General features: G+C 39.5%; 24 protein-coding genes and 1 tRNA gene. 21 read left to right on the top strand and 4 right to left on the bottom strand.

The features are described 5' to 3' along the window. Positions 1-6: 6 nt before the first annotated feature. From DWZ61_RS00230 to dnaA, 3 genes are all read right to left on the bottom strand, one after another. Complete coding sequence (locus DWZ61_RS00230; RefSeq protein ID WP_118537089.1) at positions 7-213, bottom strand: RNA-binding S4 domain-containing protein; 207 nt, start codon at positions 211-213, stop codon at positions 7-9. Between the two features lie 23 nt (positions 214-236). Further along, a complete protein-coding gene (gene dnaN / locus DWZ61_RS00235; RefSeq protein WP_118537090.1) occupies positions 237-1,346 on the bottom strand; it encodes a DNA polymerase III subunit beta in 1,110 nt (369 codons plus the stop codon). Positions 1,347-1,666: 320 nt separating this feature from the next. Next, positions 1,667-3,031 (bottom strand): chromosomal replication initiator protein DnaA, encoded by a 1,365-nt coding sequence (gene dnaA / locus DWZ61_RS00240; RefSeq protein ID WP_022311904.1) that lies wholly within the window; start codon positions 3,029-3,031, stop codon positions 1,667-1,669. 556 nt (positions 3,032-3,587) lie between these two features. On the opposite strand from dnaA, the gene rpmH reads away from it, so the two are divergent. The 11 genes from rpmH to DWZ61_RS00295 all read left to right on the top strand — a co-directional run bounded on the left by rpmH (position 3,588) and on the right by DWZ61_RS00295 (position 13,820). Then, complete coding sequence (gene rpmH, locus DWZ61_RS00245) at positions 3,588-3,722, top strand: 50S ribosomal protein L34 (RefSeq protein WP_022154017.1); 135 nt, start codon at positions 3,588-3,590, stop codon at positions 3,720-3,722. Between the two features lie 52 nt (positions 3,723-3,774). Then, complete coding sequence (gene rnpA / locus DWZ61_RS00250; protein WP_022311903.1) at positions 3,775-4,128, top strand: ribonuclease P protein component; 354 nt, start codon at positions 3,775-3,777, stop codon at positions 4,126-4,128. Positions 4,129-4,141: 13 nt separating this feature from the next. Further along, complete coding sequence (yidD, locus tag DWZ61_RS00255) at positions 4,142-4,351, top strand: membrane protein insertion efficiency factor YidD (RefSeq protein WP_117466812.1); 210 nt, start codon at positions 4,142-4,144, stop codon at positions 4,349-4,351. A 38-nt stretch (positions 4,352-4,389) separates the two neighbouring features. Then, positions 4,390-5,685 carry a YidC/Oxa1 family membrane protein insertase gene (locus tag DWZ61_RS00260; RefSeq protein WP_118537091.1) on the top strand — a complete coding sequence of 432 codons (1,296 nt, stop codon included), beginning with the start codon at positions 4,390-4,392 and terminating at the stop codon, positions 5,683-5,685. Positions 5,686-5,719: 34 nt separating this feature from the next. Further along, positions 5,720-6,346: an RNA-binding cell elongation regulator Jag/EloR gene (gene jag / locus DWZ61_RS00265; RefSeq protein ID WP_118537092.1), complete on the top strand. Its 627-nt coding sequence runs from the start codon at positions 5,720-5,722 to the stop codon at positions 6,344-6,346. Between the two features lie 123 nt (positions 6,347-6,469). Further along, positions 6,470-8,164: a sulfatase-like hydrolase/transferase gene (locus tag DWZ61_RS00270; protein ID WP_182426956.1), complete on the top strand. Its 1,695-nt coding sequence runs from the start codon at positions 6,470-6,472 to the stop codon at positions 8,162-8,164. Between the two features lie 35 nt (positions 8,165-8,199). Then, positions 8,200-9,624 (top strand): tRNA uridine-5-carboxymethylaminomethyl(34) synthesis GTPase MnmE, encoded by a 1,425-nt coding sequence (mnmE, locus tag DWZ61_RS00275; RefSeq protein ID WP_118537094.1) that lies wholly within the window; start codon positions 8,200-8,202, stop codon positions 9,622-9,624. Between the two features lie 20 nt (positions 9,625-9,644). Beyond that, positions 9,645-11,540, top strand: coding sequence for a tRNA uridine-5-carboxymethylaminomethyl(34) synthesis enzyme MnmG (gene mnmG / locus DWZ61_RS00280; protein ID WP_118537095.1), 1,896 nt, complete (start codon positions 9,645-9,647; stop codon positions 11,538-11,540). An 18-nt stretch (positions 11,541-11,558) separates the two neighbouring features. Continuing rightward, a complete protein-coding gene (gene rsmG, locus DWZ61_RS00285) occupies positions 11,559-12,284 on the top strand; it encodes a 16S rRNA (guanine(527)-N(7))-methyltransferase RsmG (protein WP_118537096.1) in 726 nt (241 codons plus the stop codon). A gap of 136 nt (positions 12,285-12,420) precedes the next feature. Beyond that, entirely contained in the window at positions 12,421-13,137 is a 717-nt protein-coding gene (locus DWZ61_RS00290) for a sensor histidine kinase (protein WP_118501500.1), read from the top strand. Between the two features lie 38 nt (positions 13,138-13,175). Beyond that, positions 13,176-13,820, top strand: a complete 645-nt coding sequence (locus tag DWZ61_RS00295; RefSeq protein WP_117466826.1) for a response regulator transcription factor — start codon at positions 13,176-13,178, stop codon at positions 13,818-13,820. Here the strand turns inward: DWZ61_RS00295 and DWZ61_RS00300 are convergent. Continuing rightward, the gene (locus tag DWZ61_RS00300) at positions 13,817-14,299 is read right to left on the bottom strand and encodes a YbaK/EbsC family protein (RefSeq protein ID WP_118537097.1); all 483 of its coding nucleotides are present in this window, start codon (positions 14,297-14,299) and stop codon (positions 13,817-13,819) included. The two genes, DWZ61_RS00295 and DWZ61_RS00300, sit on opposite strands and share 4 nt — an antisense overlap. Positions 14,300-14,701: 402 nt before the next feature. On the opposite strand from DWZ61_RS00300, the gene DWZ61_RS00305 reads away from it, so the two are divergent. The 10 genes from DWZ61_RS00305 (at position 14,702) to DWZ61_RS00350 (ending at position 22,873) form a co-directional block, all read left to right on the top strand. Beyond that, positions 14,702-14,953 carry a hypothetical protein gene (locus DWZ61_RS00305; protein ID WP_022313455.1) on the top strand — a complete coding sequence of 84 codons (252 nt, stop codon included), beginning with the start codon at positions 14,702-14,704 and terminating at the stop codon, positions 14,951-14,953. A 31-nt stretch (positions 14,954-14,984) separates the two neighbouring features. Further along, positions 14,985-15,746 carry an AAA family ATPase gene (locus DWZ61_RS00310; protein ID WP_022313456.1) on the top strand — a complete coding sequence of 254 codons (762 nt, stop codon included), beginning with the start codon at positions 14,985-14,987 and terminating at the stop codon, positions 15,744-15,746. A 26-nt stretch (positions 15,747-15,772) separates the two neighbouring features. Next, positions 15,773-16,672 (top strand): ParB/RepB/Spo0J family partition protein, encoded by a 900-nt coding sequence (locus DWZ61_RS00315; RefSeq protein ID WP_022313457.1) that lies wholly within the window; start codon positions 15,773-15,775, stop codon positions 16,670-16,672. Positions 16,673-16,712: 40 nt separating this feature from the next. Then, the gene (locus tag DWZ61_RS00320; protein WP_118501498.1) at positions 16,713-17,231 is read left to right on the top strand and encodes a DUF4446 family protein; all 519 of its coding nucleotides are present in this window, start codon (positions 16,713-16,715) and stop codon (positions 17,229-17,231) included. Positions 17,232-17,247: 16 nt separating this feature from the next. Beyond that, positions 17,248-18,300: an HD domain-containing phosphohydrolase gene (locus DWZ61_RS00325; RefSeq protein ID WP_118537098.1), complete on the top strand. Its 1,053-nt coding sequence runs from the start codon at positions 17,248-17,250 to the stop codon at positions 18,298-18,300. Positions 18,301-18,337: 37 nt separating this feature from the next. After that, positions 18,338-19,624 carry a serine--tRNA ligase gene (serS, locus tag DWZ61_RS00330; protein ID WP_118537099.1) on the top strand — a complete coding sequence of 429 codons (1,287 nt, stop codon included), beginning with the start codon at positions 18,338-18,340 and terminating at the stop codon, positions 19,622-19,624. A 124-nt stretch (positions 19,625-19,748) separates the two neighbouring features. After that, positions 19,749-20,657: a DUF3881 family protein gene (locus tag DWZ61_RS00335; RefSeq protein ID WP_118537100.1), complete on the top strand. Its 909-nt coding sequence runs from the start codon at positions 19,749-19,751 to the stop codon at positions 20,655-20,657. Positions 20,658-20,918: 261 nt separating this feature from the next. Next, positions 20,919-20,990 (top strand) — tRNA-Arg (locus DWZ61_RS00340). A 335-nt stretch (positions 20,991-21,325) separates the two neighbouring features. Further along, positions 21,326-21,772 carry a ParB/RepB/Spo0J family partition protein gene (locus DWZ61_RS00345; RefSeq protein WP_118537101.1) on the top strand — a complete coding sequence of 149 codons (447 nt, stop codon included), beginning with the start codon at positions 21,326-21,328 and terminating at the stop codon, positions 21,770-21,772. Positions 21,773-21,904: 132 nt separating this feature from the next. Further along, positions 21,905-22,873, top strand: coding sequence for an SIS domain-containing protein (locus DWZ61_RS00350; RefSeq protein ID WP_118537102.1), 969 nt, complete (start codon positions 21,905-21,907; stop codon positions 22,871-22,873). The last annotated feature ends 1 nt before the right edge of the window (position 22,874 follow it).

Below are 22,874 nucleotides of genomic sequence, written 5' to 3' on the forward strand. Positions count from 1 at the left end.
ACCTGCTTATTCTATCACGATGGTCTCGCCATCATATTCCACTTTATCTCCGGATACCAGCTTTTTGCCACGCTGTAATTCCGTCTGTCCGTTCACCTCTACCAGGCCATCCTGTACGGCGAACTTGGCATCCACGCCGGATTCTACCACACCGGCTGCCTTTAATGCCTGACCAAGCTTAATATAATCATCCTTTAAACGGATCGTATGCATTGATTTAACCTCTGTTCTTAAGTTTAAGCAACTGTTGTAAAGTTCACGGGAAGGATCAGGTAAATATAGCTTTCCTCTGCATTCTTGATAAAACAGGGTGCCTTGGGATTTACCATATACAGATCCACTTCCTCATCATCGATGACACGGAGAGCATCGATCAGGAACTTGGGGTTGAATCCAATCATCAGATCCTTACCCTGTTTCTGAATATCTATTTCTTCGTTCATGCTTCCCAGAGCGGAATTGATTTTAAGTTCCATTCCACTGTCTGTGATATTTACGATAATAGGTTTCTTATCGCCCTCCTTTACCAGAAGAGTAGCACGGTCGATACAGTTTAAGAACTCTCTCTTGTTGACTCTTACTTTGGTCTCATAATCGCTGGAAAGCATCTGGTCGATCTTAAAATATTCTCCCTCGATCAGACGGGATACTACAACGGTCTTATCAAATTCAAATACAATATGTTTTTCTGTAAAGGAAATCGTTACATCACTGTCTGCATCTCCGGGTAAAATCTTACTTACCTCGTTCAGAGTCTTTCCGGGAACAACTACCTTTTTTGGAGAATAGCTGTTCTTCAGCTGGATCTTACGAATGGAGATACGGTGTCCGTCCAGGGACACGATCTTGAACTCTTCTCCGTTAATATCAAAAAGTTCACCTGTCATCAGCTTATTATTATCATTGTCAGAGATAGAGAAGATGGTCTGTCTTACAACCTCTTTCAGTGTAAACTGACTCATGACAATACTGTCATCTTTTTCTACTGCCGGTAAATAAGAGAAATCTTCACCAGATTTACCGATGATCGTGAATTTTGCTTTTTCACAGGTAATAACTACCTTGAAGGAAGCATCAGTCTCAATGGTAATGTCACTGTCAGGAAGTTTACGTACGATTTCCAGGAACATTTTTGCATCCAGAGCAATGATACCCTTTTCTACGATCTGTCCTTCTATGGTAGTCTCGATACCAAGTTCCATATCGTTGGCAGTTAACTTGATCTCTCCATTGGTAGCATCTACTAAAATACATTCCAGAATAGACATGGTAGTCTTACTGGGAACAGCTTTTGATACAGTTTGTACGCCATTTAAAAGATTGGCTTTCGAACAGACTAATTTCATGTGTGCATAACTTCCTTTCTGGTTGATTTGCGTACGCGCAGATACGCGTTGTATAAAAATATTAAAAGAATTTCGTAGTCACCTTAATAAGGGGTGTTGATATGTGCATAACCAGTCTTATTATACTATTTTTCAAGGCAAAATGGAATGGAAATCTTAGTGGATTTGGCAGAATAACCTAAGAATAACTCTCAGATTATTCACACCGTCCAGATTCTGTTCCGGAACCTTAAAACAAGTTATCAACAGGTGAACACCGTTTATTCCAAAGATATACACAACTTGTCCTCAGAATAAGAAAAATTATTAACAGATATCTTCTAAGAAGGATTTATCTTCTTTGTGATAATATCGATTTTATTACGAAGTTCTTCGTTCGTCTGGATCTCCGCAGACACTTTATTTACGCCGTGAATGATCGTTGTATGGTCTTTTTTGCCCAAAAGCTTTCCTATATTAGTGAAGGAGGTATCCGTCAGCTCTCTGCACAGGTACATTACGACCTGACGGGGCTGTACGAACTCGGAATTTCTCTTCTTGGAAGTAATATCTTCCGGCTTTACGCCAAAATGCTCTGCCACTACATTAATAATGAGAGTAGGAGTGATCTCCTTTGGCTTGTTGGGGTAGATGACATCCTTCAGGGCTTCTTCGGCCAGAGAGAGTGTCAGATCTACCTTATTTAATTTTGCAAAAGCAATGATCTTGTTAAACGCGCCTTCCAGTTCACGAATATTGGATTTAATATTTGTGGCAATGTATTTGATGATCTCTTCATCAATCTGACGATCGTAGGTCTCTGCATTTTTCCGTAAAATTGCCATTCGGGTCTCATAATCGGGCGGCTGGATATCAGCAATCAGGCCCCATTCGAAACGGGAACGGAATCTTTCATCCAGAGTTTCCATTTCCTTGGGCGGTTTATCGGAAGACAGAATGATCTGTTTATGGGCAGCATGCAAGGCATTGAAAGTATGGAAGAATTCCTCCTGGGTACTTTCCTTACCTATAATAAATTGTACGTCATCGACCATGAGAACATCCACGTTACGGTATTTCTCACGCAGCTTGGTCATGGAAGCCGCATTACCACTACGAATGGATTCGATTACTTCGTTTGTGAATTCCTCACTGGTAACGTAGAGAACCTTTTTGTCCGGATCCTGTTCTAAAATAAAATGTCCGATGGAATGCATCAGGTGAGTCTTGCCCAGACCGGGACCTCCATATAAATAGAGAGGATTGTAGACTTCTCCCGGAGATTCCGCTACCGCAAGGGATGCGGAATGAGCAAATTTGTTATTACTTCCCACGACAAAGGTATCGAATTTGTACTTAGGGTTCAGATGGGCATCTTCATAATTAATACCATAGATCTGATTAGGAACAGCCATTTCATTTTCAGCAGGTTCTTCTGCCTTGACATCCTTCTCCAGGATAAAGTTGATATCATAAGGATGATCGAACATTTCGGTAATAGTTACCTGAAAAAAGCTCTTATATTTTGATGAAATGTAATTTAGGGCATGGGCCTGGTCCGAAGGAATGATAATGCTTACTACATCATTCACTACATTATGAAACTCCAAAGGCTCCACCCATGTATGATAAGAAATGTCAGAAAGACTGTATTCTCTTCTGACAGCTTCTTTGACAGTTGTCCAGTTTTCTTTGATTGCGTCCATTAATTTCCTCCCGCTAAGAGTCCCACTGTGCGAAACTCCATTTCATTGTATAATAGAATTAAAAATAATTCAAATGTAAGTTATGAACAGGTCATGGATAAAGTTATCCACATATTGTTGATAAAGTTGTTCATAACTGGGAATATTAACAGGGGATGTGGATAGTGATGTGCATATGTGGATAAATCCGACAAATTTCGAGATATCCACAATTACGGTAAAATTGTCCACTTTTACACCGGATTTACACAGAATATCCATCTGAAAAAAATAAATATCCACAAATAATCAACATGCTGTGGATAACTCGTTTGTGGGTAAATATGGTGTATATCTATGTGGATAACTCGATTTAAAAAATTTTATGAATTTCAGGAAGCCCTATTTCTCTTGATTTTTCAGCATTTTTATTGAATTTTGCTTGACATTGACGGGCTTTTACATTACAATCAATATGCTATTTTCCGAAAGGAAGGCGCATTTTTTATGCGCCCAAATGTTGAAAAATATGTTTACCTTTTTATATAAGAAGGTTTAGAGAAGGAGGTGCCTTTCCATGAAGATGACATTTCAGCCTAAAAAGCGTTCCCATTCCAAGGTTCACGGTTTCAGAGCCAGAATGAGTACTCCCGGTGGAAGAAAAGTTTTAGCAGCAAGACGTGCAAAAGGAAGAAAGAAATTATCCGCATAGGTCACAGCAATGTGACCTTTTTTTCTCTTAACTTTCACGGTTGGAGGAGTGCATGCAGTTTTCGGAATCATTAAAAAATAATCAGCAGTTCCGTTTTGTGTACAAGAATGGCAGATCTTATGCCAACAAGTACTTTATCATGTATGTGAAGGAAAATGGCCTTGATAAGAACAGAATCGGAATCAGTGTAAGTAAAAAAGTCGGTAATAGTGTCGTAAGACATAGAATTACCCGACTGGTCAGAGAAAGTTACAGATTACATGAAAGTGTATTCAATAGTGGTTTGGATATGGTAATCATTGCAAGACCGGCCGCAGCTTCTATAGGATATGAAGAAGCGGAAAGTGCGCTGCTGCATCTTGCAAAACTTCATCATCTGATAAAAATCTATTTTTATCAGGATTAAATAAAATTTGTATATGAAAAAATTAGTTATAGCCATGATTAGGTTCTATCAGAAATATATTTCACCGTACAAAGGTACGAAGTGTCCTTATGTTCCCAGTTGTTCTCAATATGGTCTGGAAGCCATTGAAAAATATGGTGTGATCAAGGGAGGACTTCTGGCTGCATGGAGAATTCTTCGATGTAATCCTTTCTCTAAAGGAGGATATGATCCTGTACCTTGAGAATATCCGATAGAAGGTGGCAAATATTAGGAGGATAAATGAACGGTATTCTTTTGACACAGAATTCCACATTCATTATCGGACAGGTAGCCTGGCTGCTGGGTAAGATAATGGAAGGAATCTTCGAAGTTCTGAACATGATCGGTATTCCTAATATCGGTCTCGCAATCATCCTTTTTACAATTGTTGTGAACCTGTTGATGATGCCTCTTACCATCAAACAGCAGAAATTCTCCAAACTTTCTGCTAAAATGAATCCCGAGATTCAGGCAATTCAGGCAAAATACAAGAATCGTAAGGATCAGGATGCACAGCTGGCACAAAATCAGGAAATTCAGGCAGTTTATGCCAAGTATGGAGTATCTCCTACAGGCAGCTGTCTGTATATGCTGATCCAGATGCCTATTCTGTTTGCTCTGTATCGTGTAATTTATGCAATTCCCGCTTATGTTGGAAGAGTAAAAGAAGCTTTCTTCCCTTTGGTAGACAATATTATCGATACTGCAGGTGCAACAGAGCTGGTTCAGAATCTGACGAATTCCGCTATGTACAGCAAGCAGTTTACCAATGCAGGTTTTGTAGCAGGAACACATACTGAATATGTTCAGAATACGATCATTGACTGTCTGAATAAAGCATCTACCGCTGATTTTGCAAGTATCAGTGAGAAGTTTCCTTCGCTTGCGAATGATGTAACCAATACGGTAAGCAAACTGGAAGAATATAATAACTTTCTGGGACTGAACATTGGTAACTCTCCTTCTTATCTGTTGAAGGAAGCATGGGCTAACGGAGCATGGCTTTTAGTAATCGGAGCAATCGCTATTCCTGTTTTGTCTGCATTGACACAGTGGATCAACGTAAAGCTGATGCCACAGCAGGATACTTCTTCTAATGGTAATGATCAGGCTGCAGCAATGGCTTCTTCCATGAAGACCATGAACATGATCATGCCTCTGATGTCTGCATGGTTCTGCTTCACATTACCATCCGGTCTGGGTCTTTACTGGGTAGCAGGTAGTGTTGTCAGAAGTATCCAGCAGGTAGTGATCAATAAGCACATCGATAAGATGAATTTTGATGATATTATCAAGAAGAATTCAGCCAAGAGTGCCAAGAAGCTGGAGAAGATGAAGGAACAGCAGGAAAAGCTGAATGCTTATGCAAGTATGAGTACTAAAAACATTCAGAAAAAGGCTAATATTTCTTCTAATGTGGATAACAGTGAAGTATCCGCTGACAGCTATTCCGAAGTAAAAGAAGCTAAGCCCGGAAGTATGATGGCAAAAGCAAATATGGTAAGAGATTATAACGAGAAGAACAGTCGTAAATAAATTTTCCTTATGATTAATTGAGGAGGTAAATAATATGGACATGATCGAAGTATCTGCAAAGACAGTCAGTGATGCCATTACGGAAGCTTGTCAGAAGCTGGGTGTTACCAGTGACAAGTTGGATTATCAGGTAGTGGAAGAAGGTTCTTCCGGATTCCTCGGAATCGGGGCAAAGCCCGCTGTAATCAAGGCTGCAGTAAAGAAAAGCTCTGTAGAAGAAGTTGCCAGAGTATTTTTAAATGATGTATTTCAGGCAATGAACATGGAAGTTGCCATTGATATTAAGTACAACGAAGAAGAGAAGAGCATGGACATCGAGTTAAGTGGTAACGAGATGGGTGTTCTGATCGGTAAGAGAGGACAGACACTGGATTCTTTACAATATCTGGTATCTCTGGTAGTCAATAAAGAGTCTGAAGAGTACATTCATGTAAAGGTCGACACAGAGAATTATCGTCAGCGCAGAAAAGAAACTCTTGAGAATCTTGCCAAGAACATTGCATATAAGGTTAAGAGAACCAAGAGAAGCGTGTCTCTGGAGCCTATGAATCCTTATGAGAGAAGAATTATTCATTCCGCACTGCAGAATGATAAATATGTTACTACTCATAGTGAGGGAGAAGAGCCCTTTAGAAGAGTTGTAGTTACTCTGAAGAGATAATTACAGGAAAGCACGAAAAAGATAAAAGCCGGTATTAGAATTTATTCTATGTACCGGCTTTTATTTACAACTCTTGGCTTTTTGGAGTATAATTTGTCTATATTTTTAAGGAGATTTACAGGAATGAAAAGTAGGTTACAGAAGAAATGGAATAATGGAAAGATGCTTGCAGAATTAAAGCCTGCTTTTTTTCTGTCTCTGACATTTTGTTTTATGATTTTTATATATGCACCTTTGGAACTCTATATTAATAATGTGGATGAATTTTGGTATGATGTTTATTTACTTTTTCCTTTTATTATAAAGGATTTCTTTTTGTTTCTTTTGTTTAGTATAGTTGGTTTTTTAGTTGTATATCTGTTTGGAAATGTTGCTTATAAAATTGTTTTATATTGCTATTTTACCGGTACTGTAGCCTGTTATATTCAGGGAAACTATATGGTTAAAAATTTACCTCCTTTAGATGGAACAGATGTGAATTGGAGTTTATATCAATCACAGTTTGTAAAATCTACTATTGTGTGGGTGATCATAGCAATTGTTTGTCTGATTTTATTTATAGTCTTAAAATATGACAGGATAAAAAAGGCGGTTTCTTATATAAGTGTTTTCTTATTATTGATTTTAGTAAGTACGATTACAGTTCTTTCTATTAATAATAATATTTTTGAAAAAAAAGAATATGCAAGATTTACAAAAGTAGATCAGTTTGAAATGTCTACAGATACTAATTTTATTATTTTCTTATTAGATGCTGTGGATGAAGAATGCTTCTGGCAAGTGTGGCAGGAACATCCGGAATATGAAGATGCAATGACTGATTTTACTTTTTATAATAACGCAATGTCAGGGTATGCATACACGGAGCATTCTTTACCGTTAATACTTTCTGGAGAATGGTTTGAAAATAAAGAACCTTTTATAGATTATAGAAATCGAATTTTTAAGAGTTCTCCTTTTTTTAATTATTTGCGTGAGCAGGGTTATACTTTAAGTAATTATGATGACGAATATAAATTTGAAAAAGGCGTCATGGATGGTGCTTTTAATAATATAACATATACGAAATCTTCTCTTTGGGATCGTTCTTTATTTAATACCAGAATTATTAAAATGGTGGGAATGAAATACGCACCTTATGTATTAAAACCGTATTGCTGGTTTAATGTAAGTATGCTCAAAAATCAGGAAATGAGTTCCAAAGATGAAGAGTTATTTTCCTGGAGAAATGATGATTTTTATAAGGATGTACAGGAAGATGATATAACCTATGTAGATGGAAAAAGATTTAAATTAATTCATTTAATGGGGGCACATGTTCCGTTCTATTTTGATAAGGATGTAAACGTAATAGATGATGCAGATTATTATACTTCTATTGAATCTTCTATGACTGTTACTATGGCTTATCTGAATAAACTAAGAGAAGCAGGAGTTTATGATAATTCTGTCATTATCATACTATCGGATCATGGATATAACATAGAAGGTGAAGCAGTAAAAGTAGCTCAGAAAAACGAGAACGAAACCGGCAGACAGCATCCTATTTTATTTGTAAAGGGATTGAATGAAAGTCATGATTTACAAGTATCCGGAGCACCGATCTCGTATGAGGATCTGGTAGAGGCCTATTATAAATTAATGAATGGCACAGCGTCTGATGATTGCTTTGCATACAAAGAAGGTGATCAGAGAGAGCGCAGATATCTTCTCTATAAATATCTGGGAGAAGATCATATGGTGGAGTATGTACAGACTGGTTATGCGGGAGACGAATCGACGCTTGTTCCTACAGGAAGAGTGTTTGATGCAAAATAGATGTTGGCAGTTCATGGAAAGGCATTAGTAACAGTATGGAAAATTTTGAAAAGGAAACAATAGCAGCTATTGCCACGGCTCTATCAGATTCCGGAATCGGAATTGTAAGAATCAGTGGTGAAAATGCCATATATATAGTAGATAGTATTTTCCGTTCCACATCCGGGAAAAAGATTCTGACAAAGGTACAGAGTCATACGATCCATTATGGATATATTGTTGATAAAGATGAGAATATCATTGATGAGGTTATGACCTCTGTAATGAAAGCACCAAAAAGCTATACGATGGAAGACACGGTGGAAATCAACTGTCATGGTGGTGTGTTGGTGATGCAGAAAGTATTGGAGACAGTGCTGCAGGCCGGTGCCAGACTGGCAGAACCGGGTGAATTCACCAAGAGAGCTTTTCTAAACGGCAGAATTGATTTATCCCGGGCGGAAGCGGTTATTGACGTGATCCATTCCCAGAACGAATATGCGCTTTCTTCTTCGGTCAGCCAGTTGAAGGGAAGACTTTCGGACAAGATTCGCAGCCTGCGGGAAGATATTTTATATCAGATTGCTTTTATAGAATCGGCATTGGATGATCCGGAGCATATCAGCCTGGAAGGATATCCGGAACAATTAGCTGAAAAAGTCACAGGTTTCGAAAAAGAAATTCAAAAATTATTGGCAACCGCAGATAACGGCAGACTAATGAAAGAAGGCATATCCACAGTTATTGTTGGAAAGCCCAATGCCGGAAAATCTTCTCTGCTGAATATGTTGTTGGGAGAGGACAGAGCCATTGTCACGGAGATTGCCGGAACCACCAGAGATGCCTTGCATGAGACCATCAATCTGCATGGCATCAGTCTGAATATGATCGATACGGCGGGAATCCATGAGACACAGGATGTAGTAGAAAAGATCGGTGTAGAACGTGCCAAAAAATATGCCGTGGAAGCAGACCTGATTCTGTATGTGGTAGATGCTTCAGAAACTCTGGATGAGGATGATCAGAATATCATCCCCTTATTGGAAGGAAAAAAGGCAATTATTCTGTTGAATAAATCGGATCTGGAGAATAAAATCACAGAAGAAAGTCTGAAAGAAACTCTGGAAAAGGTGTTGGAGCATACCGGAGAGATTCAGATTCTTCGTACTTCTACTATTGATCTTTCTTCGGAAAATTCCGGAATGGAAGAATTGGAAGAAACAATCCGCAATATGTTCTTCGAAGGAAAATTAAGGCATAACAATGAGTTGGTTGTAACAAATCTCAGACATAAAGAGGCCCTGCAGGATGCTTTGAACAGTTTGCAGCTGGTAGAACAAAGTATTGAGGATGGAATGCCGGAAGATTTTTATTCCATTGACCTGACCAGTGCCTATGCTTCTCTGGGTAAGATCATAGGAGAAGAAGTGGATGAAGATGTGGTGAATGAGATTTTCTCTAAATTTTGTATGGGTAAGTAACAACCAGAAGGAAAAATACTATGGAACTAAAGAAACAAGTAGATGTGTGTGTAGTAGGTGCCGGTCATGCCGGATGTGAAGCTGCTCTGGCCTGCGCCAGACTGGGTCTGAAGACAGTAATTTTTACAGTAAGTGTAGACAGTATTGCATTGATGCCCTGTAACCCTAATGTAGGAGGATCTTCCAAGGGACATCTGGTCAGAGAATTGGATGCTCTGGGTGGAGAGATGGGTAAAAATATTGATAAGACTTTTATTCAGTCGAAAATGCTGAATGTGTCCAAGGGACCGGCAGTACATTCCCTGCGGGCACAGGCGGACAAGGCGGAATATTCCAGAGCCATGCGTAAAGTGCTGGAAAATCAGGAAAATCTTCTGATCAAGCAGGCGGAGGTCTGTGAACTTCTCTGGGAAGAGACCGAAGATCACAAGAAAAAGATTACCGGTTTAAAGACTTTTACCGGTGCTATCTATGAATGTAAGGCTGTTGTTCTCTGTACTGGAACTTATCTGCGGGCCAGATGCCTGTGCGGAGAATCCATTACTTACACTGGGCCGAACGGACTACAGGCAGCCAATCATCTGACGGATTCTTTGAAAGCTATGGGAATCGAAATGCGTCGTTTTAAGACAGGAACTCCCGCCAGAATGGACAAGCGTTCTCTTGATTTTTCCAAGATGGAAGAGCAGCTCGGTGATGAGAGGATTGTACCCTTTTCTTTCTCTACGGATCCGGAATCGGTACAGAAGGAACAGGCTTCCTGCTGGCTGACTTATACTAATGAGAATACCCATGAGATCATTCGGAATAATCTGGATCGCTCTCCTATCTATGCCGGTATTATTGAGGGTACCGGTCCCAGATATTGTCCTTCCATTGAGGACAAGGTCGTTAAATTTGCCGAAAAAGAGAGACATCAGGTATTTATCGAGCCAGAAGGTCTGCACACGAATGAAATGTACGTTGGAGGAATGTCTTCCTCTCTTCCGGAAGATGTACAGTTAGCTATGTATCGTACGGTTCCGGGATTGGAACATTGTGAAATTGTAAGAAATGCCTATGCCATCGAATATGATTGTATCAATGCAAAACAGTTGAATCCTTCTCTGGAGTTTAAGAATATCAATGGTCTGTTTAGTGGCGGACAGTTCAACGGAAGCAGTGGATATGAAGAGGCTGCATCCCAAGGATTGATCGCCGGTATTAATGCAGCTATGTCTGTTTTGCATAGAGATCCTTTGATATTGGATCGTTCCGAAAGTTATATCGGAGTTTTGATTGATGATCTGGTGACCAAGGATAACAGAGAACCTTATCGTATGATGACTTCCAGAGCAGAGTATCGTCTGTTACTTCGTCAGGATAATGCGGATCTGCGTCTGCGTAAGAAAGGATACGAGATTGGATTGATCTCTCAGCAGGAATATGATGCATTGGTGGAAAAAGAGGAGCTGATCGATCGTGAAATTCAGCGTTTGAAAAATACTTCTGTTGGGGCCAATAAGGAAATTCAGCATTTTCTGGAAGAGAGCGGAAGTTCGATTCTGAAAACGGCGGCAACTCTGGCAGAACTGATCTGCAGACCGGAGCTGGGATATGCAGCATTGGCTCCGATTGATAAGGAGAGACATCCTTTGCCTTCTGCTGTTGTGGAACAGGTGGAAATTGAAATTAAATATGAAGGATATATTATAAGACAGAAGCGTCAGGTAGAACAGTATCGCAAGATGGAGAAAAAAATGATCCCAGAGACATTGGACTATGATGAAGTTCCGTCACTTCGTCTGGAAGCGAGACAGAAGCTGAAGGAATTCCGTCCTGTTTCGGTAGGACAGGCTTCCCGTATCTCAGGAGTATCTCCTGCAGATATCTCTGTTTTACTGGTATATCTGGAACATTATAAAGCAACAAAGTAGAATACTGCGGAGGAATACATGGCAGATTATAATACAGAACAATTTGAAAAAGACTGTAAAGCGCTGGGTGTGACTTTAAGTGATGAACAGATCCAACAGTTTTTGAAATATTATGAAATGTTGGTGGAATGGAATGAGGTCATGAATCTTACAGCAATTACGGAATACGACGAAGTTATGAAAAAACATTTTGTGGACAGCATATCCCTCTGCAAAGCCTATGATGTTACGCAGAATAAAACAGTCATTGATGTGGGAACCGGTGCTGGATTTCCGGGACTTGTTTTGAAAATTGCATTTCCGGATCTGCAGGTGACACTGCTAGATTCTCTGAATAAGAGAATTAACTTTTTAAATGAAGTGATTGCTGCATTGGGACTTACCGGAGTGGAGACAATTCACGGACGTGCGGAAGATTTTGCAAAGCCTGGAAAATGCAGAGAAAAATATGATCTTTGTGTATCCAGGGCAGTAGCAAATCTTTCCACATTGTCAGAGTATTGCCTTCCTTTTGTAAAGGTCGGCGGCAAATTTATCTCTTATAAATCTGAAAAAATAACAGAAGAGATGAATGCCGCACAGCATGCTGTGAAGATACTTGGTGGAAAAATGGATGGACAGGTTGAATTTACACTTCCCGATTCGGATATTTATCGCAATCTGTTTATTATTACAAAGGAAAAATCCACACCTGCCAAATATCCCAGAAAAGCGGGATTGCCATCCAAAGAACCTTTGTCATAAAACGAAGAGAATACATGTAAAAATTTGTTAAGATTTATTTTTATAAATAAAAAGAGTTTTACACAATAATATTATTCCTGTATGATAAATATAATGGAATATTCAAAATAAGAACATATGTTCTATAAGGTGATATATGAACATTGATGAAAATGTACAAAAGAATGAGTGTAGTTGCAATACAGAAAATGGTAAGAAAATGATAGAGATGTTGGAGACGGAGAGAAAAAGAATTGTTTCCGAACTTCATGATACTTCATTGCAGAATATTGCCCATTTTGTTCATATGATTGAACTGGCTTCCTTATATATTGATAAGGATCCCGCCAGAGCGAAGATGGAATTGAATTTTGTGAGTAAAGGATTGCATAATGTCATTGAAGATATCAGAAGTACTATCTTCAATCTGCGTCCTATGACATTTGATGATCTGGGATTGAAGGCTTCTTTTGAAAGATTATTGGACTTTTTGAATGCTGACAGAGATTATATAATGGACGTAGAAATCGATGCTGTTTCATGTGAAACAGATGATTATTTTTGCATTACCTTATACCGTGTGGTTCAGGAATGTCTGTTAAATATAAAAAAGCATTCACAGGCTACCAGGGTATTATTTCATTGTAAAAAAACAGAGCAGAAATATGAAATTTTAATACAAGATAATGGTAAGGGATTTACCATGGAAGAAGTGGAAGATAAAGCAAACAGTCATTTTGGATTAGCATTGATCCATGAGGGTGTCAATCTGCTGAACGGTACAATTCATGTCAGTTCTGCGATTGGTCGGGGAACTATGATAGATATTAAAATTCCCTTAGATTTACATTCAGCTTTAAAAAAGAACAGCTAGGACAAAGTATAAGCATACACAAGCAAGTGAGGATATATATGAGTATAAAAGTTATGTTAGCAGATGATCATGTTCTTATGAGAGAAGGAATCCGTCAATTACTGGAATTTGACGGTACAATTTCTGTGGTTGCCGAAGCTAATAATGGTGTAGAATGTATGGAGCAGTTACTTTCTGTTCATCCTGATATACTGCTTCTGGATATTAATATGCCTGTTATGAATGGAATAGAAGTGCTACAGGAAATTAAGAAGAAAAATATCTCTGTTAAAGTATTGGTATTAACGGTACACAATGAAGTTGAATATCTTTTGAAAGCTGTGGACATTGGCGTAGATGGTTATATCATGAAAGATGCAGAATCCGCAGAACTGAAAAATGCCATTAATTGTATTATGCAGGGAGAAACTTATATTCAACCCAGTCTGGTACCGGCATTAAACAACCGACTGGTATCCAGAGATATTGACAAAGAAAAAATCAACAGTCTGACGAAAAGAGAGTTGGAAGTGCTTATTGAGGTTGCTAATGGAATGTTCAATAAGGAAATTGCAACATCTCTGAATATCAGTGAGAGAACGGTAAAAAATCATATTTCTAATATCTTTAAAAAAATTGATGTATCTGATCGAACACAGGCAGCTGTATTTGCTATTAAAAATAATCTTATTAAATTGTATTAGTTAGCAGATTCCTGCCAATCCTTACACACATCTACCCACTGCAGGAAGTTTGAATATTTCTCCAATTCAGGGATTGTTAATTCAATCGCACTATTAGAACTTCCTGCAGCCGGAAATACAGTTTGAAATCTTTTTAATGATTCGTCTAAATATACTTTCACATTTTCATTTATAGCAAAAGGACATACACCACCGATGGCATGTCCGATGATTGCTTCTACTTCCTCTCCCGGTATCATTTTAGCTTTTGCACCAAAGAAGTGTCTGTATTTTGCATTATCAATTTTAGTATCACCGGCTGTTACAATTAGAATAGGTTGTTCTCCAACCAAGAAAGACATTGTCTTTGCAATCCTTTTTTCTTCACAGTGGAGAGCTTCTGCAGCCAGTTCTACAGTAGCACTGGATACATCAAATTCTAAAATGTGATCTTCCATATGAAGGTGTTTAAAATATTCTTTTACTTTATCAATAGCCATAGCTTGCGTACCTCACATTCTTTTTAGTTATCCTATCATAGGAATTGTAACAAAACAAGATACACAAATATCTTTTGTTTGATCACTATATATAGATATTTATGGATAGAATGTTTCACGTGAAACATTCTATCCATGTACAAGAAAATTACACAAGATAATGTTTCACGTGAAACATTACAACCCAAGATATAGTGGGTAAAAATGTGAAACATTTTACATATTTGGTGTGAAACATGATGCTTACTGGAAAAAACATAGATATAAGAATACAACATCTAGTAAAAAACAGAACAAATGAGTATAAAGTATCAACTTTTTGTAGCATTTTTACCTTGTAACATAGAAATGCTCATGCTATTATTATAGAGTGGTTTGTATCACAGAATGGAGGATTTTATAATGTTAGAATTCAAATATGATACACAATTATTAATTGAAGGAACAGATCTGGATGAAGATGAGATCAACGACTATATCACAGAGCATTTCAAGGGAGATTGTCTGTTAGCAGTAGGAGATGAAGAACTGATCAAAATTCATTTTCATACCAATGAACCCTGGAAGGTTCTTGAGTATTGTGCTTCTCTCGGTGAAATCTATGATATCGTTGTAGAGGATATGGACAGACAGTCCAGAGGTTTGCACGGCTAAATCATTAAGAAGGACATGGTGAAAAATAAGTATGGGTAGAATTATTGCAATAGCGAACCAGAAGGGTGGCGTAGGTAAAACAACTACGTCCATTAATTTGTCTGCATCTCTGGCTGCAAAAGGAAAGAAAGTATTGGTAATCGACACAGATCCTCAGGGAAATACTACCAGTGGATTTGGAATTGAAAAAAATGAACTGGAAGATACCATTTATGAGTTAATTCTGGGAGAGTGTTCCATCAGAGATTGTATTATCTCAAATGTTATTAAAAATGTATCCGTAGTTCCTTCCAATGTAAATCTTGCAGCGGCTGAGATCGAACTGATTGGTGTAGATAAGAAGGAATTCATATTAAAGAACGAAGTGGATTACGTTAAGGATGATTATGATTTTATTATTATTGATTGTCCTCCTTCTTTGAATATGCTGACCATCAATTCCATGACTACAGCGGATAGTGTGTTGGTTCCCATTCAGTGCGAGTATTATGCTTTGGAAGGATTGAGTCAGTTGATCCATACTATCAATCTGGTAAAAGAAAGATTGAATCCCAATCTCAATATTGACGGTGTTGTTTTCACTATGTATGATTCCCGTACCAATCTGTCTATGCAGGTGGTAGAAAATGTTAAACAAAATTTGAATCAAAAGGTGTATAATACATTGATTCCCAGAAATATCAGACTGGCGGAAGCACCCAGTTATGGTATGCCTATCAATATGTATGATCCTAAATCAGCCGGAGCAGAAGCATACATGCAGTTGGCAGAAGAAGTTATAAAGAATAAATAGAAGAGAAGAGTATAGGAGAAAACGGTATGGCAGCAAGAGGATTGGGAAAAGGTCTGGATTCCCTGATACCCAATGCATTAGGGGAAACAAAGACAAAGAAAGAAGCAGTAGCCAAAGCAAAAAGCGAAGCAACAACGGAAGAAAAGGAACCGCAGACCCTTGTGAAAATTACAAAGGTAGAGCCGAACAGAGAACAGCCTCGTAAGAATTTCGATGAGGATGCATTACAGGAACTGGCGGATTCTATCAAACAGTTTGGTCTGTTGCAGCCGATTCTGGTACAGGATCGTAAGGATTATTATGAGATTATTGCCGGTGAGAGAAGATGGCGTGCAGCCAAGTTGGCAGGTCTGAAGGAAGTTCCTGTTATCATTCGTAATTATACGGAACAGGAAATTGTAGAGATTTCCCTGATTGAGAATATTCAGCGTGAAGATCTGAATCCTATTGAAGAAGCACAGGCATACAAGAGACTTTTAACAGAGTTTCACCTGAAACAGGATGAAGTGGCAGAGAGAGTATCCAAGAGCCGTGCTGCAGTAACCAACTCCATTCGTCTGTTGAAACTGAATGAAGATGTACAGCGTATGGTGGTAGATGAAATGATCAGCACCGGACATGCAAGAGCTTTGCTGGCTGTAGAGAATCCGGAAGAGCAGTACAATCTGGCCCAGCGTATTTTTGATGAAAAGCTGAGTGTCCGTGATGTGGAAAAATTGGTAAAGAATCTACATAAACCGGCAAAGCCCAAGAAGACAGATGACAAGACCATGCAGGTAATATATCAGGATATTGAAGAAAAATTGAAGCAGAAACTTGGCAGAAAAGTTACTGTGACATCCAGGGGAGAAGGATCCGGTAAGATTGAAATTGAATTTTACAATCATGAAGATCTGGACAGACTGTTGGATGTACTGAATAAATAAGAGAAAAGAAGATGCACGAAAGAAAGGCACGGTTAATAATATGAGTAGTACTTTTTTGAATCAGATCGGTCTGGGGGAATTTGACCTGGGCTACCTTCTGGTCGGAATGGGTGCAGTGATTTTACTGTTGATCATCTTTTTGATCCTGTTGATCGTTCAGATCAGAAAAACAAGCAAATTAAAAAAGAGACTGGACAAATTCCTCAGCGGTAAAGATGGAGCAAGTCTGGAAAAGGATATCGCCGGTCTGTATGAAGACAATAAATTCCTAAAAGCAAATACAGAGAAAAATAAGAAAGATATCCGCACTTTATATAAGAATATGGAATCCGCTTATCAGAAAATGGGATTGGTGAAGTACGATGCATTCAACCAGATGGGTGGGCAGCTGAGTTTTTCACTGGCTCTGCTGGATGAGAATAATAATGGTTTTATTATCAATTCTGTACACAGTTCCGAAGGCTGTTATTCTTATACAAAAGAAATCAAGCTTGGCCAGTGTGCTATTGATCTGGGGGCAGAAGAAGCAGAAGCACTTGCCATGGCAATGGGAGAATAAGTAAAGGGGTTTATATATGAAGAGAATGAAACTGAGCGAGCTGACCGGAAACGAAATTCTTGCACAGTCATTGATGACTTGGGATTATCAGATCATTCTTCCGGAAGGCGCAGTATTAAAAAAAGAGTATATCGATAAAATCGAGGAAATGGGTATTCTGGAGGTCTACGTAAAAGAAGACGAGGCCAATGAAATCGTAATACTTAAAAACGATATAGAAAAAACGATAAGAAGTAAAGTAAAAAGTATTCTGGAGAGACATACTTACCAGAATAACAAAGAATTGCAGGGGCTGACCCAGGCAGCGGATGAGATCATTACCAATATTCTGGATGAAAAAGAAGTTGTAGAAAAAGTATTTGATATTAAGGAACGAAGTGCTGATATTTACGAACATTCCATCAGTCTGAGTTCTCTCGCTATCCTGACGGCGCTTCGGATGAATGTGGATAAGCAGGTAATTCATGATATCGGTGTAGGATGCCTGCTGCATGATATCGGACTTCGATATACGACTTTGGATTATGAAGGGAAATCCATGGAAGATATGAATCCGGAAGCATTGGCAGAGTATAAGAAACATCCGGTATATGGATATACTTCTGTAAAAGATGAGGAATGGATTTCAGATGAAGTAAAAAAAATCATCCTGTATCACCATGAGAGACTGGACGGATCCGGATTTCCGCTTCGACTCAAAGAAGCGGAGATTCCACTTTCCTGTCAGATTGTAGCCGTATGTGATGCCTTTGATGAAATGATCTGTGGTATTGCCCAGAGACGTAGCAGAGTCTATGAAGCAGTAGAATATTTAAAAAGCTTTAAAAATGTGAAATATAATGGTAAAATAGTAGACGCGTTTTTAAGTTTTACTGCAGTCTATCCCGCCGGAAGTCATGTACTGACTAACGACGGAGAAGAAGCCATCGTGGTATCTCAGAATAAAGATTTCCAGGATCGTCCCATAATCCGGATCATCCGCGATAAGGATGGACGGAAATTACAGGAAGAGAGAATCGTGGATCTTGTAAAGGTTCTGAATGTATATATTGAAAAAGGATTAGAATAATGCTGCATACATATATGTCAGCAGAATGGAGGAAGTCATGATAGACATTAAATTTTTAAGAGAAAATCCCGAGGTAGTCAAGGAGAACATCCGAAAAAAATACCAGGATGAAAAGCTCCCTCTGGTAGATGAAGTGATTGCACTGGATACCGAGAGCAGAAAGGCAAAGCAGGAGGCAGATGATCTGCGTGCTTCCAGAAACCGTATCTCCAAAGAGATCGGTGCACTGATGGGTCAGGGCAAGAAGGAAGAGGCAGAAGCCAAGAAGGCAGAAGTAGCTGCCGGTGCAAAGCGTCTGGCAGAACTGGAAGCTTCCGAGACCGAACTGCAGGAGAAGATCACCAAGATCATGATGGTCATCCCCAACATTATTGATGAGTCCGTTCCTATCGGTAAGGATGACAGCCAGAACGTAGAGATCGAGAAGTTTGGTGAGCCCATAGTTCCTGATTTTGAGGTTCCTTATCATGCAGATATTCTGGATCGTCTGAACGGTCTGGACAAGGAGAGCGCAGGACGTACCAGTGGTAACGGTTTCTATTACCTGATGGGCGATGCTGCAAGAATCCATTCCGCAATGATCAGCTATGCAAGAGATTTCATGATCGATAAGGGATTCACCTATTGCATTCCTCCTTTCATGATCCGCAGCAGCGTTGTAAACGGTGTTATGAGCTTCGCAGAGATGGAAGCTATGATGTATAAGATCGAAGGCGAGGATCTGTACCTGATCGGTACTTCCGAGCATTCCATGATCGGTAAGTTCAAGGGTCAGATCGTAGAAGAGAAGAGCCTGCCCATTACCATGACTTCTTATTCCCCTTGCTTCCGTAAGGAAGTAGGTTCCCATGGAATCGAGGAGAGAGGTGTGTACCGCGTACACCAGTTCGAAAAACAGGAAATGGTAGTACTGTGTAAGCCTGAGGATTCCATGGACTGGTATAACAAGATGTGGTCCTATACCGTAGAGTTCTTCCGCAGTCTGGATGTACCCGTTCGTACTCTGGAGTGCTGTAGTGGTGACCTGGCAGATCTGAAGGTAAAATCCTGTGACGTAGAGGCATGGAGCCCCAGACAGAAGAAGTACTTCGAAGTCGGTTCCTGTTCCACTCTGGGTGATGCACAGGCAAGACGTCTGGGCATCCGTACCAAGGGTGAAAACGGTACCTACCTGGTACACACACTGAACAATACCGTACTGGCTTCTCCCAGAGGACTGATTGCATTCCTGGAGAACAATGTAAATGAGGATGGCAGTGTGAACATTCCTGTGGCTCTGCGTCCTTATATGGGTGGCAAGGAGAAAGTATTCCCCCAGAAATAAATAAAAATGTGGAAAACTGTTTGTAGATTTTCATAAAATGTGAATAATTCACGATAGAAGCGTCAGAAGTAGAAAACGAAAGATGTAAATCGTAAAAAAACAGAGACAGAAAGAAGGTGATTTTTTGCATAAATATATGAGAGCCATCGGATTCAGCGAGTATACTGACCGGAAAAAATTAAAAGAATTATTGACGGATGTGATCATGAATTCCGACCATCGCGCATATACCATGAATCAGGAAGGTATTCTTCTCGGAGAATTCAGCAAAAATCACACAAGCGCCAAAGGGGCCGTGGAATCCGGCGTCTTTGGTGTGGCTGTCTGCGGTGAATTCGATGATAATGACAAATTTATCTATGAATATTATTTCCCCTATCTGACGGGAAGCGGGATTACTTCTTATGAAGATGTGTCCGTGGAACGTCATGCGGAAAAGGATTCCTATGCCGGTATCTGTGACGATATCAAGGTGGGAATCTCTCTGATTTTCTATCTGCGGAACCGGATTCCTTATATTAAGGCACAAAGCACCGGAAAGTTACCAATCCGCGGTACTACACTTACCTTATCCGGATTGTCCCTGACCGGCAGCATTCTGTTTCCCATTAAAAAAGACGAGGAGCAGGTACTTCGGGTGAAAAAGGATTCTGCCAACCGGAACAAGCTTCTCGCTGCCGCAAGACAGGGAGATGAAGATGCTATCGAGACACTGACTTTGGAAGATATGGATATGTATACCACTATCTCCAGAAGAATCCAGAAGGACGATATCTTCAGCCTGGTAGATACTTACTTCATGCCTTATGGTGTGGAATGTGACCAGTACTCCGTTCTGGGTGAGATCATGGAACTGCGCCTTGCTACCAATGATATCACCGGAGAAAAAGTGTATATTCTTACAATTTTATGTAATGAATTGTCCTTTGACGTATGTATCAACGAAAAAGACCTCTACGGAGAACCTCAGGTCGGCCGCCGCTTCAAGGGCGTCATCTGGCTCCAGGGATACATCAATTTTCCTGAGGAATAAGGTTGCAAAATAGTGATATTTTCGGTATACTACTCTTTGTACGTGTTCCCATAGTTAAATGGATATAACAAGCGCCTCCTAAGGTTCAATCATGGTTGAGACTTATGGAAGTTGGAAAGTGATAAGTCAGAGTTCGATTCCAACAGGGATTGACCTGAATGTCAAAATAAGATACAATGGAAATTCATCACAAGAGTGATTGAATTCATAGATATGGCAGCCGGAGCCAAAAGAGCTGAAAAGCCCGAAAATACGGCATTTGTCTCCTTAGTTAAATGGATATAACGGGGTCCTCCTAAGACTCTATTGTAGGTTCGATTCCTATAGGAGACGCTCATTTTTAGCGGTAATGAAGATAGTTTCATTGCCGCTTTTTTCATGCAAAATTGTAATTTCAGTGACAAATTTGTCAGCGAAACAAGGTTGAAAATGCTGATTTTGTCAGCGGGGATGGATGCTTGTCACCAATTCACATTTTCCTGGCTGTCACCTAGAGGGATTAACTACAGTGTAGGATGAGTTTTGGGGTGTAAAATTAGGAAAAGCAGTGAGATAAAACACTATATTCTTGCCTGTGATATCAGGCCTGTCGGAAGAGTCCGTTCAGATTAGATAAAAACAATCTATTCTGGACGGGCTTTTTTGCGTTCAGGGAAAGGAAGTTGCCTATGGAAGAAAAGAAGGAATTGCTGGATCAGGATGAAAGAGTTGTAGAGATTGAGCTGGAAAGACTTCGGGGATTTGTAAACCATCCATTCAAGGTTCAGGCGGACAGTCAGATGATTGAATTGCAGGAGAGTATTAAGAAGTATGGAATATTAAATCCTCTGATAGTCAGACCGAGGCAGGATGGGACTTATGAGATTATATCGGGCCACAGAAGAAAATTTGCAGCTGAAAAGATTGGTTATCGTAAGGTACCTGTGATCATTCGCGTATTAAAAGATGATGAAGCGGTTGTATCTATGGTTGATTCAAATTTACAACGGGAAATGATTAGTCCAAGCGAAAAAGCATTTGCTTACAAAATGAAGTATGAAGCAATCAAAAGGAAGGCAGGAAGATTCACGGTAAAATGGGAGGTTTTTTTACAAATTCTGCGAAAAAATTTTTAAGCGTCATTGCTGATCTTACAAAACTTATTTTTATAACAGGTTTTTGTTGACAAATGCAGGATATGTGACTATAATAAACGTATCAAGACGTATTAAATGCGACTTATAACGTATTTTTAAAGGAGGAGAAGAATGAAGACAAAAACGATCATCAGCAATATCCTGGCCCGGAAAGAGGGAGAAGGCGGAATCACCAGTGTGTATTTTGTTGCATGTGGTGGTTCCTTGGCTGCCATGTATCCAGCCAAATACCTTTTGGAAAGCGAGAGTAAAACACTAAAAGTAGGTTACTATACCAGTAACGAGTTTGTATATGCTACACCAAAGGCATGCGGAAAGAATTCTCTGGTTATCTGCTGTACGAAGGGTGGAACAGCAGAGACCATTAAGGCCTGCCAGAAGGCGAGAGAACTTGGAGCTGCCACAGTTGCTGTTGTAGGTTTTGAAGAGAATCCTATGGTAAAAGAAGCTGATGAATATATTGTATTTGGCGGGACAGCACAGATGTCTAAGAATAATCTTGCTCTTGTACTGATGATGGCTTTTGAACTGCTGTACCAAATTGAGGATTATGATAAATATGAGGATGCGGTAGCCGCCTATGAAAAAATCGAAAGTGTCAATGCGAGAGGGAGGGAATACTTTGCACCTCGGGCGAAAAAGTTTGCCATGGAATATAAGGACGAACCGGTCATCTATGTTATGGGCGGCGGACCGACTGATGGAATGGCATATGCCTTTGAGATATGCAGCTTGATTGAAACTCAATGGATGCATGCAGTGAAGATCAATACGGGCGAATATTTCCATGGACCTTTTGAAACTACAGACAAAAATCTTGCCATTGTACTTCTTATGAATGACGGAAGAACAAGACCTGTGGATGAACGTGTAATGAATTTCATCCAAAAATATGCGGAGAGGTACTCAATCATTGATGCAAAAGATATGGGAGTGAATCTGTTTCCTGACTCTGTAAGTGAATTCTTCAATCCTATTGCCATTTATCCGGCGCTCAGTCAAATTGTGGCAGAATTGGCTATTATTCGTCAGCATGACAAGACAGTAAGAAGATATATGTGGAATCACGTGGAATATTGAT

It is taken from the genome of Clostridium sp. AF34-10BH, from assembly GCF_003478095.1.
GTDB lineage: Bacteria > Bacillota > Clostridia > Lachnospirales > Lachnospiraceae > Acetatifactor > Acetatifactor acetigignens.

What these genes read in the sequence shown, in the direction of transcription:
- DWZ61_RS00300 (WP_118537097.1), bottom strand. Translation starts at nt 14,299, where the DNA reads ATGGCTATTGATAAAGTAAAAGAATATTTTAAACACCTTCATATGGAA.
- DWZ61_RS00305 (WP_022313455.1), top strand. Translation starts at nt 14,702, where the DNA reads ATGTTAGAATTCAAATATGATACACAATTATTAATTGAAGGAACAGAT.
- rnpA (WP_022311903.1), top strand. Translation starts at nt 3,775, where the DNA reads ATGCAGTTTTCGGAATCATTAAAAAATAATCAGCAGTTCCGTTTTGTG.
- dnaN (WP_118537090.1), bottom strand. Translation starts at nt 1,346, where the DNA reads ATGAAATTAGTCTGTTCGAAAGCCAATCTTTTAAATGGCGTACAAACT.
- DWZ61_RS00290 (WP_118501500.1), top strand. Translation starts at nt 12,421, where the DNA reads ATGAACATTGATGAAAATGTACAAAAGAATGAGTGTAGTTGCAATACA.
- DWZ61_RS00315 (WP_022313457.1), top strand. Translation starts at nt 15,773, where the DNA reads ATGGCAGCAAGAGGATTGGGAAAAGGTCTGGATTCCCTGATACCCAAT.
- yidD (WP_117466812.1), top strand. Translation starts at nt 4,142, where the DNA reads ATGAAAAAATTAGTTATAGCCATGATTAGGTTCTATCAGAAATATATT.
- DWZ61_RS00325 (WP_118537098.1), top strand. Translation starts at nt 17,248, where the DNA reads ATGAAGAGAATGAAACTGAGCGAGCTGACCGGAAACGAAATTCTTGCA.
- DWZ61_RS00295 (WP_117466826.1), top strand. Translation starts at nt 13,176, where the DNA reads ATGAGTATAAAAGTTATGTTAGCAGATGATCATGTTCTTATGAGAGAA.
- DWZ61_RS00345 (WP_118537101.1), top strand. Translation starts at nt 21,326, where the DNA reads ATGGAAGAAAAGAAGGAATTGCTGGATCAGGATGAAAGAGTTGTAGAG.
- jag (WP_118537092.1), top strand. Translation starts at nt 5,720, where the DNA reads ATGGACATGATCGAAGTATCTGCAAAGACAGTCAGTGATGCCATTACG.
- mnmE (WP_118537094.1), top strand. Translation starts at nt 8,200, where the DNA reads ATGGAAAATTTTGAAAAGGAAACAATAGCAGCTATTGCCACGGCTCTA.
- DWZ61_RS00320 (WP_118501498.1), top strand. Translation starts at nt 16,713, where the DNA reads ATGAGTAGTACTTTTTTGAATCAGATCGGTCTGGGGGAATTTGACCTG.
- rpmH (WP_022154017.1), top strand. Translation starts at nt 3,588, where the DNA reads ATGAAGATGACATTTCAGCCTAAAAAGCGTTCCCATTCCAAGGTTCAC.
- DWZ61_RS00230 (WP_118537089.1), bottom strand. Translation starts at nt 213, where the DNA reads ATGCATACGATCCGTTTAAAGGATGATTATATTAAGCTTGGTCAGGCA.
- DWZ61_RS00350 (WP_118537102.1), top strand. Translation starts at nt 21,905, where the DNA reads ATGAAGACAAAAACGATCATCAGCAATATCCTGGCCCGGAAAGAGGGA.
- DWZ61_RS00310 (WP_022313456.1), top strand. Translation starts at nt 14,985, where the DNA reads ATGGGTAGAATTATTGCAATAGCGAACCAGAAGGGTGGCGTAGGTAAA.
- serS (WP_118537099.1), top strand. Translation starts at nt 18,338, where the DNA reads ATGATAGACATTAAATTTTTAAGAGAAAATCCCGAGGTAGTCAAGGAG.
- dnaA (WP_022311904.1), bottom strand. Translation starts at nt 3,031, where the DNA reads ATGGACGCAATCAAAGAAAACTGGACAACTGTCAAAGAAGCTGTCAGA.
- DWZ61_RS00270 (WP_182426956.1), top strand. Translation starts at nt 6,470, where the DNA reads ATGAAAAGTAGGTTACAGAAGAAATGGAATAATGGAAAGATGCTTGCA.
- mnmG (WP_118537095.1), top strand. Translation starts at nt 9,645, where the DNA reads ATGGAACTAAAGAAACAAGTAGATGTGTGTGTAGTAGGTGCCGGTCAT.
- DWZ61_RS00260 (WP_118537091.1), top strand. Translation starts at nt 4,390, where the DNA reads ATGAACGGTATTCTTTTGACACAGAATTCCACATTCATTATCGGACAG.
- rsmG (WP_118537096.1), top strand. Translation starts at nt 11,559, where the DNA reads ATGGCAGATTATAATACAGAACAATTTGAAAAAGACTGTAAAGCGCTG.